This window comes from Sphingobium limneticum, assembly GCF_008710165.1.
Classification (GTDB): Bacteria; Pseudomonadota; Alphaproteobacteria; order Sphingomonadales; family Sphingomonadaceae; genus Sphingobium; species Sphingobium limneticum.
Genome location: NZ_VYQA01000008.1, coordinates 92,161 through 109,927 on the forward strand (window position 1 = coordinate 92,161; position 17,767 = coordinate 109,927).

Below are 17,767 nucleotides of genomic sequence, written 5' to 3' on the forward strand. Positions count from 1 at the left end.
AGGAGCGCCCGTCCATGGCCTATGATTTCTGGTATTGGCCCATCATTCCGGGTCGTGGCGAATTCGTCCGCCTGACGCTGGAAGCCTGCGGCATCGCCTATCGCGATCGCGCGCGGGAGGAGGGGGCCGATGCCCTGATGGCCGATATGGCGGGTCATGCGGCCGCGCCCGCCTTCGCGCCGCCCTATCTGGCGATCGACGGGACCACCATTTCGCAGACCGCCAACATCCTTTTTTACCTGTCCGAACGGCATGAATGCGGCCCCTCTGGCATGAAGAGCCGCTATTGGCTGGCACAGCTGCAACTGACCATCATGGATCTGGTGGCCGAGGCGCACGACGTGCATCATCCGGTCGACGTCGATCTTCATTATGAGGATCAGAAACCTGAATCCCTGCGTCGGGCCCAGGGTTTTCGCGAACAGCGCATCCCTAAATATCTCGGCTATTTCGAGCGCGCCCTGACCACCGACCAGCGGCAATGGCTGGCGGGCACGCGCTGGAGCCATGCCGACCTCTCGCTCTTCCATCTGGTCGCCGGCCTGCGCTACGCTTTCCCCTTGCGTATGGCGACGCTGGCGGCGGGCTTTCCGGCGGTCATGGCATTGCATGACAGGGTTGCGAACCTGCCAGAATTGCAGGATTATCTGGCCAGCGACCGGCGGCTTCCCTTCAGTGAAGAGGATATTTTCCGCCATTATCCCGAATTGGATGCCCCATGACCGCAGACGATCTCATTCTTCAGACCATCACGCCCACCAGCCATGATCTGGGCGATTTCCGGGTATATCGGTCCCTGCCGGTCAGGGAGCGCACGATGGTCGGCCCCTTCATCTTCTTCGATCAGGCCGGCCCTGCCAAGATCGGCGCGGGGCAGGGGATCGACGTGCGCCCGCATCCGCACATCAACCTCGCCACCGTGACCTATATGTATGAAGGTGCCTTCCTTCACCGCGACTCTCTGGGCACGGAGCAGCTGATCGAGGCCGGGGCGGTCAATCTGATGACGGCGGGTAAGGGCATCGTCCATTCCGAACGCTCGCCGGACGACGACCGCGCGAAGATATCGAAACTCTCGGCGATCCAGACCTGGCTTGCCTTGCCGGACCGGTATGAGGAAATGGACCCGGCCTTCGAGCATGTGGGGGAGGGCGGCATGCCGGTGATCGACGACGGCCATGTCCGCGCGCGTGTCATCATGGGATCGCTCTGGGGCGAAACCTCACCGGTCACCACTTATGCCCAGACCATCTATGCCGATATTCAGCTGTCGCCGGGCAGCCGGATCGCTATCGACCCGTCCGTCGACGAACGGGCCATCTATGTGTCGGGCGGCGACGCGGCGCTGGATGGGCTGATGCTGGCGCCGCAAACCCTTTATGTCCTGCGCCCCGGTACAACCGCCACGTTGATGAGCGTCGATGGCGGCCGCGTCGTGTTGTGCGGCGGGGAGGCCTTTACCAGTCCGCGCCATGTCTGGTGGAATTTCGTGTCGTCGACCAAGGACCGGCTGATGCAGGCGCGCGAGGATTGGGAAGCGATGCGTTTCCCGCTGATCCCCGGCGACGATCAGGAGTTTATTCCCATCCCGCAGGGCCGCCCGAAGACGGTCAGCTATCCCTGATTACTGAACGCCAATTACTGAACGAAGGTCAGCGAGAGATTTTCGGCATTTTTGGGAATGTCGATCCGGCTCTCGTTGATCGACGCTTCCTCGCCGGGCTTCAGCCGCGTCTTGTCCGCCTTCGTGGTCCAGCTGAAGACCAGCCGGTTCTGCCGGTCGCGCAACTGCACCAGTACCGGCGGCACCGGCAGCGCCTGCGTCCCGCTGTTTACGATCCGCGCGCCGAAGGCGAAATATTCCTCGCCGGTCGGCAGCTTGCGGCGCTCGGCTGGCTTGGACAGGTAGAAGAGCAGGTCGGGATCGCCCTCTTCGGCGACCAGGCCCATCGACACCATCCAGGCGGGCGGTCCGAAATAGGTGAAGGCGCCACCCGCCGCCGCGATGATCAGGCAGAAACCGATCGCCGCATAGGTCCAGAGCTTCAGCGGATTGCGCCGGGCCTTGGTCGGCGGAGTGGGTACGAAACGGCTTTCCTCGACCGGATCGACCGGCGCGCCAGCATAGATGTCGTCGAAGCGATGATCGGCAGGCGCAGCAACCGGCGCTGCGACCGACGGTGCGGCGGCAACGGCGTCCTGCTCCACGAAAGGATCAGCGGTGACCGGTTCGGGCGCGACGACGGGCGGCGGCGGTGCGGGTGGCGGCGGAGGCGGCGCAACAGGTTCGGGCGGGGCGATCGGTGCCTCGACCGGTGCGGCAGCGACTGGCGTTTCACGTTCGGGCAGGACGGGCGGCGCCTGGAACCAGCTATGCTTGCAGGCGGCGCAGCGGACCTGGCGTCCGTTCGTACCGACGGCCGTGTCGGGAACGACATAACGCGTCGCGCAATTAGGGCACACCAGGATCATTTCGCTTCATAGGCACGGCAGGGACTCGCGCGCAAGACGTCAACGACGATCCGAGTCATTCTGCCGCGACTCGTGGCAGAATGCGGGCCGGGCTTTACGGCGGGGCGCCCGCTGTGCCATGGCTGATACTTGTCGGAAGCAGGGAGCGCGACGGCGCGATAACATTCAGCCATGTCGGCCATCGTCCAGTTCGAAAATGTCGGCCTGCGCTATGGTCTGGACAGTGAAACGCTGTCCGACGTCAGCTTTTCGCTGTCCAGTGGCGGCTTCTATTTCCTGACCGGCGCGTCGGGCGCGGGCAAGACCTCGCTGTTGAAATTGCTCTATCTGGCCCAGCGCCCCAGCCGCGGCGTCATCCGCCTGTTCGGTGAGGATGTGGTGACGTTGCCACGCAAGCGCCTTCCGGGTTTTCGCCGCCGCATCGGCGTGGTGTTCCAGGATTTCCGGCTCGTTCCGCATCTGTCCGCCTATGACAATATCGCCCTGCCGCTGCGCGTGTCGGGCATGGAGGAGGGCGAGATCGACGCCCCGGTGGTGGAGATGCTGAACTGGGTGGGGCTGGGTGATCGTGGCCAGGCGCGCCCCGCCACCTTGTCGGGCGGGGAGCAGCAGCGCGTCGCCATCGCCCGCGCCGTGATCGGCCGCCCGGAAATATTGGTAGCAGACGAACCGACCGGTAACGTGGACGCCGACATGGCCCGCCGCCTGATGACCCTGTTCGAGGCGCTCAACAGGCTGGGCACCACCATCGTCGTCGCCACCCATGACCTGCCCCTCATCGCGCAGGTATCCGGCGCGCAGATGATGCGGCTGGACAAGGGGCGGCTGGCCGACCCGACCGGCACGCTGCGCTACCCGCCCCAATCCCAGTCGAAGCCGCAGGGCAACGCCTGATGCCCAGCCATGCAGATCGCAAGGCGTCTGCCGCCGCGCGCCATCGCCTGCTGCCCGGCGGTCGTCTTGCCGGGCCGATGCCGTGGATCATCGCGATCATGATGTTCCTGACCGTGCTGGCCGCCGCCGCCGGGCTGGGCCTGGGCGCCGCCGTCCGGTCCATGAGCGCCGACCTTGCCGGGCGCGCCAGCGTGCAGGTGGTAGAGGCCGACGCGCAGGTTCGCGCCCAGCTGGCGGCACGGACGCTGACGGCCCTGCGATCCTCCAACAGCGTGCGCGCGGCCGCTCCGGTCGATCCGGCAGCACTGGCCGACCAGTTGCGCCCCTGGCTGGGCGATGCGGCGACCAGCGGCGACCTGCCGGTCCCCGCATTGATCGACGTCATGCTGACGCCCGGCGATGCGGAGGCCAAGATCGGCGGTTTGCGCCGTCTGCTCGCCAATCTATCGCCCAAATTGCGGATCGAACCCCATGCCGCCTTCCTGCTGCCGCTGGCCGGATTGCTGAGCGCGCTGGGCTGGCTGTCGGCGGGTGTCGTGCTGTTGATGATCCTGGCGACCGGCGCCGTCGTCGTCCTGGCGGCGCGCGGCGCGCATGACAGCCATCGCGGCACGATCGACGTGCTGCACCTGATGGGATCGACCGATGTGCAGATCGCCCGGCTGTTCCAGCGCCGCATCGGTCTGGACGCGTTGATGGGCAGTGCGCTCGGCTTTTCCTTCGCCGCGTTCGTCATCCTGCTGATCGGCCTGCGCCTTGCCGCCACCGGATCGGACCTGATCGGCGCGGTGGAACTCGACATGCGCGGCTGGCTGATCCTTGTGGCCCTGCCGATCTTCGGCGTGGTGCTGGCGACGCTGGCGGCGCGCTGGACGGTGCTGCGGGCTTTGGGTCGGGCGCTGTGATCGTCCGCTTCGTTGCCATTACTCTGCTCGCCTGGATGCTGGGCTTTGCCTGGTTCGCCATCTTCCTGCCCCAGCCGTTAGACGGGCGGCAGACCGATGCGATCGTCGTGCTGACCGGCGGGGCGGGGCGTATCGACCGCGGCATCGCCCTGTTGCAGGACGGATCGGCCAAGCGGATGCTGATTTCCGGCGTGGACCGCTCCGTTCGCCCGGTCGAACTGGCGGTGCAATATAAGACGCCCGAAAGCCTGTTCAGCTGTTGCATCACGCTGGGCCGCGAAGCGATCGACACGCGTTCCAACGGGCTGGAGACGGCGCGCTGGCTGGAGCGGCGCGATTACAAGACCGTGCGCCTGATCACCACCGACTGGCATATGCGCCGCGCCGCGCTGGAACTGCGCCAGTCGATGCCGGACGGCAAGGTGACGATCGTCTATGACGCGGTGCCCAGCCGCCCGAGCCTCACCATATTGGCGCGGGAATATAATAAATATCTGTTGCGGCGCATCGCCGCGCTCATCGGCATCTGATCGGACCTGCATGTGATCGTCATCCGCTCCATTCTCTTCGCGCTGGCCTTCTATCCCGGCAGCCTGATCTTCGTGCTGTGGGCCATGGCCTTTGGCTGGGTCACGCCGCTGATGGTGCAGAATACCGCGACCAACTGGAGCCGTTTCCATCGATGGTGCGTGCGCCGGCTGCTGGGGCAGCGGATCGTGGTGGAAGGCGACCTGCCGATCGGCCCCTATCTCTACATCGCGAAACATGAATCGATGTTCGAGACGATCGATATATTGTGCCTGTTCGATCGGCCGGCGATCGGCGCCAAGCGGGAATTGTTCGACATCCCTCTATGGGGCGGGATCGCCCGCCGCTACGGCCTCATCCCCATCGAACGCGCCGCTGGGGCGAGCGCCTTGCGCACCTTGCGCGCGGCGGCGAAGGACCGGATCGCGCAGGGCCGCGCCATCTGCCTCTTCCCCGAAGGCACCCGCGTGCCGCATGGTGAATCGCCGCCGCTCAAGGCCGGGTTCGCCGGCCTTTACAGCCTGCTCGGCCTGCCCGTCGTGCCGATCGCCATCGACAGCGGGCGGGTGTCGCCGCGCGGCAAATTCCTCAAACGTCCCGGCACCATCACCTACAAGGTGGGGGAGATCGTGCCGGTCGGCCTGGACCGCAAGGAGGCCGAGGCGCGGGTCCATGCGGCGATCAACGCGCTCAATTAGGGCGGGATGACTGTGCGGATGCTTCGATACGGTCCTTCGACAAGCTCAGTCCCTACTCAGCACGAACGGTTATTCATATGTCATCCCGCTCTAAGCGGGACGTGGCAGAGTAGGAAAGCGATTTTTAGAGCATGATCCGGATCATGCTCTAAAAGTCTTTTGTGTTCCGCATTTTGCGAGCCGTCAGCTGTGCCAGCTGACTTCAAAATGCTCTAAGCCGCGTCAGTGCGACCGGCCGAAGTCGGGCTTGGCGTCGTCCTGACCCTGTTCGATGATCGACCGGCGGATCGCGCGGGTGCGGGTGAACAGGTTGAACAGGGCGTCGCCGTCATTCCAGCGGATCGCCCGCTGCAACGCCGACAGATCTTCCGAGAAGCGCTGAAGCATTTCCAGTACCGCATCCTTGTTCGCCAGGAACACGTCGCGCCACATGGTCGGGTCCGACGCGGCGATGCGGGTGAAGTCGCGGAAACCGCCGGCGGAATATTTGATGACTTCCGACTGGGTCACATTCTCCATGTCGCTGGCCGTGCCGACGATGGTGTAGGCGATAAGGTGCGGCAGATGGCTCGTCACCGCCAGCACCAGATCATGATGCGCCGGGTCCATCATTTCCACGTCGGCGCCGACGCGCCGCCATAGTTCGGCGACGCGCTCGACGGCGGTGGGATCGGCGTCGGCGGGTGGGGTGACGATCGACCAGCGGCCTTTGAACAGGGTCGCAAAGCCTGCTTCCGGCCCGCTATTTTCGGTCCCGGCCACGGGGTGCGCCGGGATGATGGTCCGCCCCGGCAGCGCGGCGTTGAGCTGCGCCAGCACATCCACCTTGCAGGAACCCACATCGCTGACGATCGCATCGGCCGGCAGGTCGTCGGCGATCTCTGTCGCAGCCGCGCCCATCGCCCGCACCGGTACGCACAGGATCACCAGATCGGCGTCGGTGACGGACGCGCCCGCCGTGTCGGTGACATCGTCGGTCAGGTCGATCCGCCGGGCGGTTTCGCGCACGGCGGGATCGGCATCATAGCCGGTCACGCGCACGGTGGGCATGTCCGCCCGGATCGCGCGGGCGAGCGAGGAGCCGATCAGCCCCAGGCCGATGATGGTGACGCGCGCGAACGGCAGCATGGGCTCAGGCGGCCTCCGCCATGGCGCGCAGCTTGGCCGCGACGGCGCGGTTCTGCGCCTTGGTTCCGATGGTGATGCGCAGGCCGTTGGGCAGGCCCTGACCGGGCAGCCAGCGGGTGGCATAGCCTTCGTCCCACAGCCCCTTCATCGCGGCTTCCGCGGTCAGCTTGCCGTCGAACAGGATCAGCAGGAAGTTGGTCTTGCTGGGTACCGCGCGCAGGCCATGATTGGACAGCGCGGCGACTTCGCTGGCCAGCCAGTCGCGCCAGCGGGCATTATGGGTGCGGCTGAACGCGACCCATTCGCTGTCGCCGATCGCCGCGATCGCCGCTGCCTGACCCGCCGTCGTCACGTTGAACGGCGCGCGGATGCGGTGGAGGATGTCGATCACCTCGGGCGAGCCATAGCCCCAGCCGATCCGTTCGGCGGCCAGGCCATAGATTTTCGAGAAGGTGCGGGTGACGAGAATGTTGGACGCGGTCTTCGCCAGGTCCAGCCCGCCGTCATCCTCGCCATCCTCCAGATATTCGGCATAGGCCTGATCCAGGACGAAGAGGATGTCGGGGCGCAGCCCGGCGTGGAGCCGGGCAATCTCTTCCCGGCTGGTCATCGTGCCGGTCGGGTTGTTGGGATTGGCGAGGAAGACGACCTTGGTCTTGTCCGTTACGGCGGCGAGCAGCGCGTCGACGTCCGTCGCATAATCCTTGTCCGGGGCGATCACCGGGGTCGCGCCGACGCGGCGGGCGGCGATGTCGTAGACGGCAAAGCCATAGCGGACATAGAGGATTTCATCGCCCGGCCCGGCATAGGCGGAGGCGGCGATATGCAGCAGCTCGTCCGACCCGGTGCCATAGATGATCCGGTCGGGATCGAGGCCATGGACCGCGCCGATCGCCGCGCGCAGCTTTTCCGCGGCAGGATCGGGATAGGTCGCCATGTCCGCCGTCGCGGCGACGAAGGCTTCGCGCACGGCCTTGCTGGTGCCGAGCGGATTTTCGTTGGCGCTCAATTTGATGAGGGGACGGCCATCGTCGGCCGCCGATTTGCCCGGCACATAGGCATGAATGCCGAGGATCCAATCCTTGGGAGCTGGTTTTGTCATGGTTGCGGGCTTTAGCGGCTTCCTGGCGAAAGGCAAAGTGGGTGGAAGGGGCGACAATGAAGCGACGAGCGAAGTTCACACCGTTGCAGGGTAAAAAAGGGGTCGAAGCGCTCGCAAGGCGCCCGCGAAGCCACACCGACGCGCCGCAGGAGCGTCCCTTGCGCGACGCGGGCGAGACAATGGCGCGCCACGGACGCGACACTTGGACGACGGGAAGCGACGGCTGGGCGTCTGTCTTGCGACGGGAAGGCGACAGGGAAAGAGGGCGAGGGGAAGGCTGTCCATCGGACAGGGTAGGCCAGAATAAATCCTACATTGGAAGCATGTTGGATGGCTTGCAGCCGGGCGGTTAGTGAATGGAAGCGAGCATTTCTAAACCCTCTCCCGTTTTCACGGGAGAGGCAACGCAGACTTGGCAGCTTGCTGCCTAGTCGAAGTCGGTGAGGGTCTTTTCCTTACTGAATGTTTCCCCGCAGCAAGAAGAAAGACCCTCACCCAACCCTCTCCCGTGAAGAACGGGAGAGGGCCAAGAATAGCCCCCTACACCACCGGGGTCAGCAACGGTTTACCTGCGAACCATGCGTCCAGATTGGCGAGGACGAGGTCGGCCATCGCCTTGCGCGTGTGGGTGGTGGCGCTGCCCTGATGGGGTTGCAGCACGACCTGATCCATGGCGATCAGCGCCTGTGGCACATGGGGTTCGTGGGCGAAGACGTCCAGCCCGGCGCCGGCGATGCGGCCTTGCGCCAGCGCGGCGATCAGCGCGTCCTCGTCGATCACGCTGCCCCGGCTGATATTGACGACCACCCCGTCCGGGCCGAGCGCGTCGAGCATGGCGGCGTCGACCAGCTTCGCGGCCTCCGGACCGCCCGAGGTGGCGACGATGATGACGTCGCTTTGCTGCGCGAAGGCGATCGGGTCGGCGACATAGCGATAGGATGTGTCGGCCGCTTCGCGCCGGTTGTGATAGATAATCTCGCCCGCCACCGGCTCCAGTCGTTTGGCGATGGCGCGGCCGATGCGGCCAAGGCCCAATATGCCGATGCGCCGGCCCGTCACCCGGCCGGACAAAGCGGGCCGGGTGCCCCGCGCCCAGTCGCCCGCGCGCAGCATGCGGTCGTTGGCGACCATGTTGCGCACCGTGGCATAGAGCAGGCCGACGGCGAGGTCGGCGACATCGTCGTTCAGGACATCGGGCGTGTTGGTGAGGCGGATGCCCTTTGCGCGGGCGTGCTCCACATCGACCTTGTCATAGCCGACCGAAAAGAGGCCGATCATTTCCAGCTTGGGCAACGCGTCCATGATCGCGGCCGATGCGCCGACCGACCCGAAGCTGACCAGCGCGCGGGCTTCGCGCACCGGCGGGGGCAGGGTGGCGGGATCGGCATCGGCCGCCACGACATGGACGGTGAAGCGGCGGGCCAGTTCGGCATCCATATAGGGGTTCAAGGGGCCATAGGCGACGATCGGGGGGCGTTGGGTCTGGGTCATGTCGCCCATCTAGGGACTGTGCCACCGATGCGCCAGATTGACAGAGGGAGACGGCGGTCCTAGCCCCGCCTGCATCATGGCCAGCGTCCCCATCAGTCAAGATAGTCGTTTCGGCCTGCGTCGGCAGGCCCGTCTGACCGGTCCCCTGCACCTGTCGAGCGGTGCGCTGCTTGGCCCGGTCGATATCGCCTATGAAACCTATGGCACGATGAATGCGGATAAATCCAACGTCATCCTGATCTGCCACGCGTTGACCGGCGACCAATATGTCGCGTCCGACCATCCCGTCACCGGCAAGCCCGGCTGGTGGTGGCGGCTGGTGGGTGAAGGCAAGCCGGTCGATCCGGCGCGCCACTTCATCGTCTGTTCCAACGTCATCGGCAGCTGCATGGGGTCGTCCGGCCCGGCCAGCATCGACCCTGCGACCGGCGATCCGCACGCCATGCGCTTTCCGGTGCTGACCATCGCCGACATGGTGCGCGCGCAGGCGGCTTTGCTGGACCATCTGGGCGTGGATCGCCTGTCCGCCGTGATCGGCGGGTCGATGGGGGGGATGCAGGCGCTGACCTGGCCGACGCTCTTCCCTGATCGGGTGGAAAGCTGCGTCGTCATCGCGTCGACGGCGCGGCACAGCGCGCAGAATATCGCGTTCCACGAAGTCGGGCGGCAGGCGATCATGGCCGATCCCCATTGGCGGGGTGGCGATTATTATGCCGACGGGCAGGTGCCGAGCGCGGGCCTGGCCGTCGCGCGCATGGCCGCGCATATCACCTATCTGTCCGAAGCGGGGCTGACCGAGAAATTCGGGCGGCGCTTGCAGGGGCGGGACGCCAAGACATTCGGCTTCGACGCGGATTTCCAGGTGGAAAGCTATTTGCGGCATCAGGGGCTGAGCTTCGTCGAGCGGTTCGATGCGAACAGCTATCTCTACATTACCCGCGCGATGGATTATTATGACATTGCCGACGATCATGGCGGATCGCTGGCCAAGGCGTTTACCGCGACCAAGGCGCGCTTCTGCCTCGTCAGCTTCGATACCGACTGGCTCTACCCCACCACCGAATCGCGGATCATCGTCCATGCGCTGAACGCATCGGGCGCGCAGGCCAGTTTCGTGGAACTGTCCAGCCCGTTCGGCCATGACGCCTTCCTGCTGGAATGTCCCGAACTCAACCGGGTGGTGGACGGATTCCTGAAAGGCGGCCGGGCATGAGCGAGACTCTGCGGCCCGATCTGGCATTGATCGCACGCACGGTGCGTCAGGGTGCGCGCGTGCTGGACGTGGGCTGCGGCGACGGCGCGCTGATGGCGGCGATGCGCGACAATGCGCAGGTGGATGCGCGCGGGCTGGAGATTGACGGGTCGAACGTGGCCGCTGCCGTGGGCCGTGGCCTGTCGGTGGTGCAGGGGGATGCCGACACCGACCTTGGCTATTATCCCGACGCCAGTTTCGACTATGCGATCTTGAGCCAGACGTTGCAGACGACGCGGCGGCCGGACCTGGTGGTGGAGGAATTGCTGCGCATCGGGCGGCAGGCATTCGTGTCCTTCCCCAATTTCGCGCACTGGCGCGGGCGCATTTCGCTGCTGTGGGGCGGGCGGATGCCGGTGACGCGGCTGTTGCCCGACACCTGGTATGATACGCTCAACATCCACCATGTGACGGTCGACGATTTCCGTGCGCTGGTGAAGGAGCGCGGCTGGACCATCGATGGCCAGTGGTTCCTGAAGGGCGACAAGGAAACCACCCACGCCAACGCGAATCTCTTCGCGGAGCATGCGGTGTTCCTGCTGCGCAAATAATATTAGCGACCGGCGCCTGCCAGACGCTGGCCGAAGGACGCCGTGCGGCCGCGCGCGGCTTCGCGGCGGAAATGGGTGAGGCCGGATGTGAGAGCCGCCGCATAGACCGGGCGGTCGGGCGATTTGGGCGGGGCGGCCTTCAGCACCGCATCGACATCGACCGGTTCGTCAAATTCCATGCCGAAATGACGGTCTGCCGTCCATACGACCCGGCCGGGCATTTGCGTTGCGCCGCGCGTGATGACGATGCGGACGCCGACGCCGGGCGACTTGCCCTGAATGCGGGCGCCGCCTTCTGAAATGTCGCGGATGCGCACCAATTGAGCCGCCGACAGTGGCTCGCCCAGATTGAGATGAGCGTCCATGAAGACGTTGGAGCGTTTCGGGCGGGGTGGGAGATCCATGATCCTTCTCGCATGATGGTTGGTCAGGACAAGGAGTCCTGAACCGGGCGGCCGGTTGCAGGGGTAGCGCCGATCCGGGTTGCCCATGCGACGGACGGTGCTTTTATCGGCCTTGCGCGCCGATTCCTCGCTCGATCAGGGCATTGGCGATGGCGGCAACCTCCTCGGCGGGGCGGCTGTCGTCCCACACGCCATAGCGCAGGCCCAGAAACACGTTCATGCCCATGATCGCCCAGGCATGGACCTCTTCGACGTCGGGCCGCACGTCGCCGCGGGCTGCGGCGCTGGTGAGGCGCGCGGCCATGCGGCTGGCGGTATTTTCATAATGGGCACGATAGGCGGCGGCATCGACGAACTCGGATTCGTCGATGATGCGGTAGATTTCCTTGTGGGTGCGGGCGAACTCCAGGAAGCTGAGCAGGCCGATCCGTTCCGCGTCGATGCCGTCGCGCGCCTGCGCGATGCGGGGCGATACATAATCGCGCACCTGCCCCGACATGTCGTTCACCAGCGCGCGGAAAATATCGTCCTTGGTATCGAAATAGGTGTAAAAGCTGCCGAGCGCGCAGCCCGCCCGGCGGGTGATGCCGCTGATCGACCCGTCATGAAATCCCTTCTCGCCAAATTCCGCCGCAGCGGCCGACAGCAGGGCGCGGCGGGTGCGTTCCCCGCGCGCGGTGCGGGGCGTCTTGTCATCCTTTGCGGCGCCTTGGTCGGTCATCTCCACTCCTGAAAATCGTGTATTTTTTGCCGCACCGGCGCGCGCTCATCTCCTGCCTCTTATTTCAAGTTGAAAGCTGGTTCAACTTTCATTATCGAATGGACAAGGCAAAGCGACCCGGTAGACCGGGCGCGCCATTTTCAGGAGAGGACCGACCCGATGAAGGCCCATCAGACCATTCGTGCGATTGCCCTCGCTTCGGCCGCGTGGGGCGGCATGATCGCGCTGCCTGCACTGGCGCAGAACGCCACGCCGCAGGCCGCTGCCGACGAAGATGGCGCAGCGATCGTCGTCACTGCCCGCCGGCGTGAGGAAACGCTGGTCAGCGTGCCGATCGCGGTCAGCGCCTTTTCCGGCGAGGCGCTGGAGCGGGGCGGGGCGATCGATATCACGGACCTCGCCAACGTCACCCCCAACACCACGCTGGAGGCGTCGCGCGGCACCAATTCGACGTTGACCGCCTTCATTCGCGGCGTGGGCCAGCAAGATCCGGTGTCGGGTTTCGAACAGGGCGTGGGCATCTATCTGGACGATGTCTATCTCAACCGGCCGCAGGGCGCGCTGCTCGACATTTATGATGTGGAACGGATCGAGGTGCTGCGCGGGCCGCAGGGCACGCTTTATGGCCGCAACACGATCGGCGGCGCGGTGAAATATGTGACCAAGCTGCTGCCGCAGGATTTCGCGCTGAAGGTGAAGGGCACCTATGGCAGCTATGATCAGGCGGACGGGATCGTCACGGCGTCGGCGCCGATCGGCGACCTGATCCGCGTCGGTGGCGCCTTTGCCCGCCTGTCGCGCGGCGGGTTCGGCAAGAACCTCACCACGGGGCAGGAAAATTACAACAAGGATATCTGGGCCGGGCGCGCCACGTTCGAAATGGGCGGCTATGGCGAACCGGTGCTGGTGCGCATCACCGGCGATTATAGCAAGGACAAGAGCAGCCCGCGCGGCGGCCATCGGCTGATCCCCGGACAGGCGTCGGGCGCGCCGGTGCTCGACAATGTGTTCGACACGCGCGGCGGCTTGCTCGACCCCCGGCAGCAGGTCAAATCCTATGGCCTGTCGATGAATATCTCGGCCGAATTGAACGATGTCTTCACGCTGAAATCGATCAGCGCCTGGCGCAAGGATGACAGCGCGTCGCCGATCGATTTCGATGCGCTGCCCGCCGTCGATGTCGATGTGCCGGCCTTCTACCGCAATGAGCAACTGAGCCAGGAAGTGCAGTTGCAGGTCGATGCCGGGCCGTTGAAGGGCATGATCGGCTTCTATTATCTGGATGCCAGCGCCGATACGCAGTTCGACACGCGCATCTTCACCACGCTGGCGGGCCTGACGGCGTTCACCCAGGCCGATGTCGATACCGAAACCTATGCGATCTTCGGCGATTTCACCTATGATTTCAGCCCGCAGTTCAGCGTGTCGGCCGGTGGCCGCTATACCTGGGACGAGCGGCGCGCGGATATTCTTCGGCAAAATTATCTGGGCGGCGGGTCGCCGGTCTTCGGCGGCGCGGGCTTGCCCTTCGGCGCGCCCAGCACCGATTTCCGGGGCGTGGCGAAATATAAGAAATTCACGCCGCGCTTCTCCGTCAGCTACAAGCCGACGGAAGATCACAATATCTATGCCAGCTATTCCAAGGGCTTCAAGGGCGGCGGCTTCGACCCGCGCGGCGTGGGCACCAATGCGCCGGACCTGAATGGCGACGGCATCCGGCAGGATAGCGAAATCGCCTCCTTCCTCAGCTTCCGTCCCGAAGAAGTGGACAGCTATGAGGTCGGCTATAAGGGCAATTTCATGGACGGCGCGCTCTATGTCGCGGTCGCGGGCTTCTATGCCGATTATAAGGATGTACAGATTCCGGGGTCGGTCGCCTGCACCGTCAATGTCGGCGGGGTGGCGACGCCGTCCTTCTGCGGCATCGTGTCCAATGCGGGCAAGGCGCGGTTCAAGGGGCTGGAGTTCGAGAGCAATGCCCGGCTGGGTCGCGATATCCTGTCGAGCGGGGACCGGCTGAATCTGGCCACCGCGATCGGCTATATCGACGCGGAATATCGGGAATATATCACCAACATCGGCGGCGTGCCGACCGATGTGGCGCAATATCGCCGGGTGCAGAATACGCCCAAATGGACCGCGAGCGGGACGTTGAGTTATAACACTCCGGTGGGCGACGGCAGCCTCTATGTCGGCAGCACATTGTCCTGGCGGTCCAAGACCTACCAGTTCGAAATTCCCAACCCCTATATCGACCAAGGCGGCTATGCGCTGTGGGACGCCAGCATCGTCTATACCGCGCCCAGCGACCGCTGGACGATCGGCGTCCATGGCAAGAACATCCTGGACAAGGCATATAAGACGTCGGGCTATACCTTCGTCGCGGCCAATCCGGTGACAGGCGCCATCATCAACAATGCGGCGGGTTTCCCGACGCCATCGCTGGGGCGTGAAGGCACGCTGACCGCCTTTTACGGCAATCCGCGGCAGGTGTTCGTGACGGGCACGTTGAAGTTCTGACCTAGCCTGCCCGTCCATTCGGTTCGAGCTTGTCGAGAACCTTCACGCAACGGTTCTCGACAAGCTCGAACTGAACGGAGATGGGTGAAAGCCTTATGACCAACCCAACCACACCCCCATCCTCCCCCGCCTATCGTGGCGTCGTGCTGGCGATGCTGCTGCTGGTCTATACGTTCAATTTCCTCGACCGGCAGATCCTGGGCATTCTTGCCGGGCCGATCAAGGCGGAGCTGGGGCTGAGCGATACGCAGCTTGGTGCGCTGGGTGGGATCGCCTTTGCTTTGCTCTATTCGACGCTGGCGATTCCGCTGGCGTTGCTGGCGGACCGGACCAGCCGCACCTGGGTCATCACCGTCAGCCTTGCAATCTGGAGCGGCTTCACTGCGCTGTGCGGGGTCGCGAGCAGCTTTACCCAGATGTTCCTGTTCCGCATCGGCGTGGGCGTGGGGGAGGCCGGCGGCGTCGCGCCCTCCTATGCCGTGATTGCCGACTATTTCCCGGCGCATCAGCGGGCGCGGGCGCTGTCCATCTATTCGCTCGGCATTCCGCTGGGGTCGGCGGGCGGCGTGCTGCTGGGCGGCTATATCGCGCAGACGGTGGAGTGGCGCACGGCCTTCATCGCGGTCGGCCTGCTGGGCATATTGATCGCGCCTATCTTTCGCCTTGTGGTGCGGGAACCGGCGCGGCCGGTGCAAAGTGGCGAGGCGGTGCCGGTGTCGGCGGTGTTCGGCATCCTTGCGGCCAAGCGCAGCTTCTGGATGCTGGCGCTCGGCGCGGCATGCAGTTCGATGTGCGGCTATGGCGTGGCCTTCTGGCTGCCCAGCCTGCTGATGCGCAGTTTCGGCCTCGACATATTGGGCGCGGGGCAGTTTCTGGGCGGACTGCTGCTGATCGGCGGGGTGGCGGGCGTGTTGCTGGGTGGCTTCCTGGGCGATGCGATGGGTGGCAGGGACAAGGCATATTATGCCTGGGTGCCGGCGGTCAGCTATGTGATCGGCATGCCGCTGTTCGTGGTCGGCGTGCTGTCGAGCAGCGTCCCCTTCGCCTTCGCGCTGTTCCTGATTCCGCAGGCATTGGTCTATGTCTGGCTGGGACCGGTGCTGACCGCCGTGCAGCATCTGGTGCCGCCCCATATGCGGGCGAGTGCGGCGGCGACCTTCCTGCTGATCAACAATCTCGTCGGGCTGGGGCTTGGGTCATGGAGCGTCGGTGCGTTGTCCGATGCGCTGACGCCGACCTATGGGGTCGAGGCGTTGCGCTATGCGATCGTCGCGGCGCTGGGCTTCTACCTGCTCGCCGGGCTGTTCATGGCGCTGGCGGGCAAGGCGCTGCGCAAGGATTGGGTTGTGGCGTAGCTATCAACTGCCGTTCGCTTCGAGCGAAGTCGAGAAGCGGCCAGCGCGGCGCTACTCGTTTCTCGACACGCTCGAAACGAACGGAGTTTGAATTTACCGTTCCTTCGTCGCGCTGAACTTCACCTTGGGATGGCGTTCCTGCTGGTAGCCGATGTCCCAGGCGCTGCGAGCCATGAAGACGAGATTGCCGTCGCGGTCCTTGGCCATGTTGGCGCCATTATAGCTGACCAGATCCTTGACCGCCGCATCGTCGCCGCTGATCCAGCGGGCGGTGTCGAAGGGTGAGGGTTCCAGCCCTGCCGCGACCTTATATTCGGCCTCCAGCCGGCTGATCAGCACTTCGAGCTGAAGCTGGCCGACCACCCCGACGATCCAGTTGCTGCCGATTTCGGGATAGAAAACCTGGATGACGCCTTCTTCGCTGAGGTCGTCCAGAGCCTTGCGCAACTGCTTGGTTTTGGTCGGGTCTTTCAACTGCACGCGGCGCAATATTTCCGGCGCGAAATTGGGCAGGCCGGTGAAGCGCAGACCGGGCTTTTCGGACAGCGTATCGCCCACGCGCAATGCGCCATGATTGGGGATGCCGATGATGTCGCCGGGGAAGGCCTCATCCGCCAGCTCGCGGTCCTGCGCGAAGAAAAGGATGGGCGAGTGAACGGCCAGCGCCTTGCCGCTGCCCGATGGCGTCAGCTTCATGCCGCGCCGGAACTTGCCGGAGACGAGGCGCATGAAGGCGATGCGGTCGCGGTGCATCGGGTCCATATTGGCCTGCACCTTGAAGATGAAGCCGGTGACTTCGCTCTGGTCGGGTTCGACGGCGGCGGGTTCGGCCGGCTGCGAGCGGGGCGAGGGGGCGTGGGCCGACAGGGCGTCGATCAGCTCGGTGACGCCGAACAGCTTCAGGGCCGATCCGAAATAGACCGGCGTCAGGTCGCCGGCGCGATAGCGGTCGAGGTCGAATTCGGCATAGCCGCCCTGCGCCAGTTCGGCCTCCTCACGCAATTTGGCGAGCGCGCGATCGGACAGATGATCGGCGAGTTTCGGATCATTCAGGTCGCTGAACTGCTGGCGCGTGCCGTCGAATTCGCGGCTGGGTCCGCTGGGCTGCATCAGCCGGTTGGTGGCGAAGTCGTAAATCCCTTCGAACTCGCCACCCATGCCGGCGGGCCAGCTCATCGGGCAGACGTCGAGTTGCAGCTGGTCGGCGACTTCGTCCAGCAGGCCGAAGGTTTCGCGCCCTTCGCGATCGACCTTGTTGACGAAGGTGATGATGGGCAGGTTGCGCAGGCGGCAGACTTCGAACAGCTTGCGGGTCTGCGGCTCGATACCCTTGGCCGCGTCGATCACCATGACGGCGGAGTCGACAGCGGTCAGGGTGCGATAGGTGTCTTCGCTGAAATCTTCATGGCCCGGCGTGTCGAGCAGGTTGAAGGTGATGGTTTCACCATCACGCGTGCGCTCGAACGTCATGACCGAACTGGTCACGGAAATGCCGCGCTGCTGCTCGATCTTCATCCAGTCGGACCGGGCGCGACGGTTGGCGCCGCGCGCCTTGACCTCACCGGCCAGATGGATGGCGCCGCCTTCCAGCAGCAGCTTTTCCGTCAGCGTGGTCTTACCGGCGTCCGGGTGGGAAATGATCGCGAAGGTGCGGCGGGATGGGATGGTCATGGCGCGTCCAGAAATAACAACAGCCGTTCGTGCTGAGTAGGGACTGAGCATGGCGAAGGCCCGTATCGAAGCATC

17 protein-coding genes are annotated in these 17,767 nt (G+C 64.8%); 10 read left to right on the forward strand and 7 right to left on the reverse strand.

The features are described 5' to 3' along the window. Positions 1–14 precede the first annotated feature (14 nt). Together F4U95_RS12245 and F4U95_RS12250 are read left to right on the forward strand one after the other, a co-directional pair. The gene (locus F4U95_RS12245) at positions 15–722 is read left to right on the forward strand and encodes a glutathione S-transferase (protein WP_150425869.1); all 708 of its coding nucleotides are present in this window, start codon (positions 15–17) and stop codon (positions 720–722) included. After that, positions 719–1,624 carry a pirin family protein gene (locus F4U95_RS12250; protein WP_150425870.1) on the forward strand — a complete coding sequence of 302 codons (906 nt, stop codon included), beginning with the start codon at positions 719–721 and terminating at the stop codon, positions 1,622–1,624. The genes F4U95_RS12245 and F4U95_RS12250 overlap by 4 nt, the downstream gene beginning before the upstream one ends. 14 nt (positions 1,625–1,638) lie before the next feature. On the opposite strand, the gene F4U95_RS12255 is transcribed toward F4U95_RS12250, so the two are convergent. Continuing rightward, positions 1,639–2,472 carry a zinc-ribbon domain-containing protein gene (locus tag F4U95_RS12255; protein WP_150425871.1) on the reverse strand — a complete coding sequence of 278 codons (834 nt, stop codon included), beginning with the start codon at positions 2,470–2,472 and terminating at the stop codon, positions 1,639–1,641. A 171-nt stretch (positions 2,473–2,643) separates the two neighbouring features. Here F4U95_RS12255 and ftsE point away from each other — a divergent pair, with 171 nt between their 5' ends. The 4 genes from ftsE to F4U95_RS12275 are packed head-to-tail and all read left to right on the forward strand — an operon-like array spanning position 2,644 to position 5,497. Beyond that, positions 2,644–3,366, forward strand: coding sequence for a cell division ATP-binding protein FtsE (gene ftsE / locus F4U95_RS12260; protein WP_120251084.1), 723 nt, complete (start codon positions 2,644–2,646; stop codon positions 3,364–3,366). Next, the gene (locus tag F4U95_RS12265) at positions 3,366–4,271 is read left to right on the forward strand and encodes a cell division protein FtsX (RefSeq protein ID WP_150425872.1); all 906 of its coding nucleotides are present in this window, start codon (positions 3,366–3,368) and stop codon (positions 4,269–4,271) included. The genes ftsE and F4U95_RS12265 overlap by 1 nt, the downstream gene beginning before the upstream one ends. Beyond that, a complete protein-coding gene (locus F4U95_RS12270) occupies positions 4,268–4,801 on the forward strand; it encodes a YdcF family protein (protein WP_150425873.1) in 534 nt (177 codons plus the stop codon). The genes F4U95_RS12265 and F4U95_RS12270 overlap by 4 nt, the downstream gene beginning before the upstream one ends. A 12-nt stretch (positions 4,802–4,813) precedes the next feature. Next, a complete protein-coding gene (locus F4U95_RS12275) occupies positions 4,814–5,497 on the forward strand; it encodes a lysophospholipid acyltransferase family protein (RefSeq protein ID WP_150425874.1) in 684 nt (227 codons plus the stop codon). Between the two features lie 222 nt (positions 5,498–5,719). On the opposite strand, the gene F4U95_RS12280 is transcribed toward F4U95_RS12275, so the two are convergent. The 3 genes from F4U95_RS12280 to F4U95_RS12290 form a co-directional block, all read right to left on the reverse strand. Continuing rightward, positions 5,720–6,625 carry a prephenate/arogenate dehydrogenase family protein gene (locus tag F4U95_RS12280; protein WP_150425875.1) on the reverse strand — a complete coding sequence of 302 codons (906 nt, stop codon included), beginning with the start codon at positions 6,623–6,625 and terminating at the stop codon, positions 5,720–5,722. A gap of 4 nt (positions 6,626–6,629) precedes the next feature. Continuing rightward, positions 6,630–7,727 carry a histidinol-phosphate transaminase gene (hisC, locus tag F4U95_RS12285; protein WP_150425876.1) on the reverse strand — a complete coding sequence of 366 codons (1,098 nt, stop codon included), beginning with the start codon at positions 7,725–7,727 and terminating at the stop codon, positions 6,630–6,632. Positions 7,728–8,267: 540 nt separating this feature from the next. Then, positions 8,268–9,218 (reverse strand): 2-hydroxyacid dehydrogenase, encoded by a 951-nt coding sequence (locus tag F4U95_RS12290; protein WP_246171583.1) that lies wholly within the window; start codon positions 9,216–9,218, stop codon positions 8,268–8,270. 76 nt (positions 9,219–9,294) lie between these two features. Here F4U95_RS12290 and metX point away from each other — a divergent pair, with 76 nt between their 5' ends. Both metX and metW read left to right on the forward strand, forming a co-directional pair. Beyond that, entirely contained in the window at positions 9,295–10,431 is a 1,137-nt protein-coding gene (gene metX, locus F4U95_RS12295; RefSeq protein WP_150425878.1) for a homoserine O-acetyltransferase MetX, read from the forward strand. Further along, on the forward strand, positions 10,428–11,021 hold the full coding sequence (gene metW / locus F4U95_RS12300) for a methionine biosynthesis protein MetW (protein WP_056692280.1): 594 nt from the start codon (positions 10,428–10,430) through the stop codon (positions 11,019–11,021). The genes metX and metW overlap by 4 nt, the downstream gene beginning before the upstream one ends. Before the next feature lie 2 nt (positions 11,022–11,023). Here metW and F4U95_RS12305 read toward each other — a convergent pair whose 3' ends face one another. Further along, positions 11,024–11,425: a PilZ domain-containing protein gene (locus F4U95_RS12305; RefSeq protein WP_161600397.1), complete on the reverse strand. Its 402-nt coding sequence runs from the start codon at positions 11,423–11,425 to the stop codon at positions 11,024–11,026. A 103-nt stretch (positions 11,426–11,528) separates the two neighbouring features. Then, complete coding sequence (locus F4U95_RS12310; RefSeq protein ID WP_120251074.1) at positions 11,529–12,146, reverse strand: TetR/AcrR family transcriptional regulator; 618 nt, start codon at positions 12,144–12,146, stop codon at positions 11,529–11,531. A gap of 159 nt (positions 12,147–12,305) precedes the next feature. Between F4U95_RS12310 and F4U95_RS12315 the strand changes: the two genes are divergently transcribed. Together F4U95_RS12315 and F4U95_RS12320 are read left to right on the forward strand one after the other, a co-directional pair. After that, positions 12,306–14,666 carry a TonB-dependent receptor gene (locus tag F4U95_RS12315; RefSeq protein WP_150425880.1) on the forward strand — a complete coding sequence of 787 codons (2,361 nt, stop codon included), beginning with the start codon at positions 12,306–12,308 and terminating at the stop codon, positions 14,664–14,666. A gap of 95 nt (positions 14,667–14,761) precedes the next feature. Continuing rightward, positions 14,762–16,021, forward strand: a complete 1,260-nt coding sequence (locus tag F4U95_RS12320; RefSeq protein WP_150425881.1) for a spinster family MFS transporter — start codon at positions 14,762–14,764, stop codon at positions 16,019–16,021. Between the two features lie 93 nt (positions 16,022–16,114). On the opposite strand, the gene F4U95_RS12325 is transcribed toward F4U95_RS12320, so the two are convergent. Continuing rightward, positions 16,115–17,692 carry a peptide chain release factor 3 gene (locus F4U95_RS12325; RefSeq protein WP_150425882.1) on the reverse strand — a complete coding sequence of 526 codons (1,578 nt, stop codon included), beginning with the start codon at positions 17,690–17,692 and terminating at the stop codon, positions 16,115–16,117. Between the last annotated feature and the right edge of the window lie 75 nt (positions 17,693–17,767).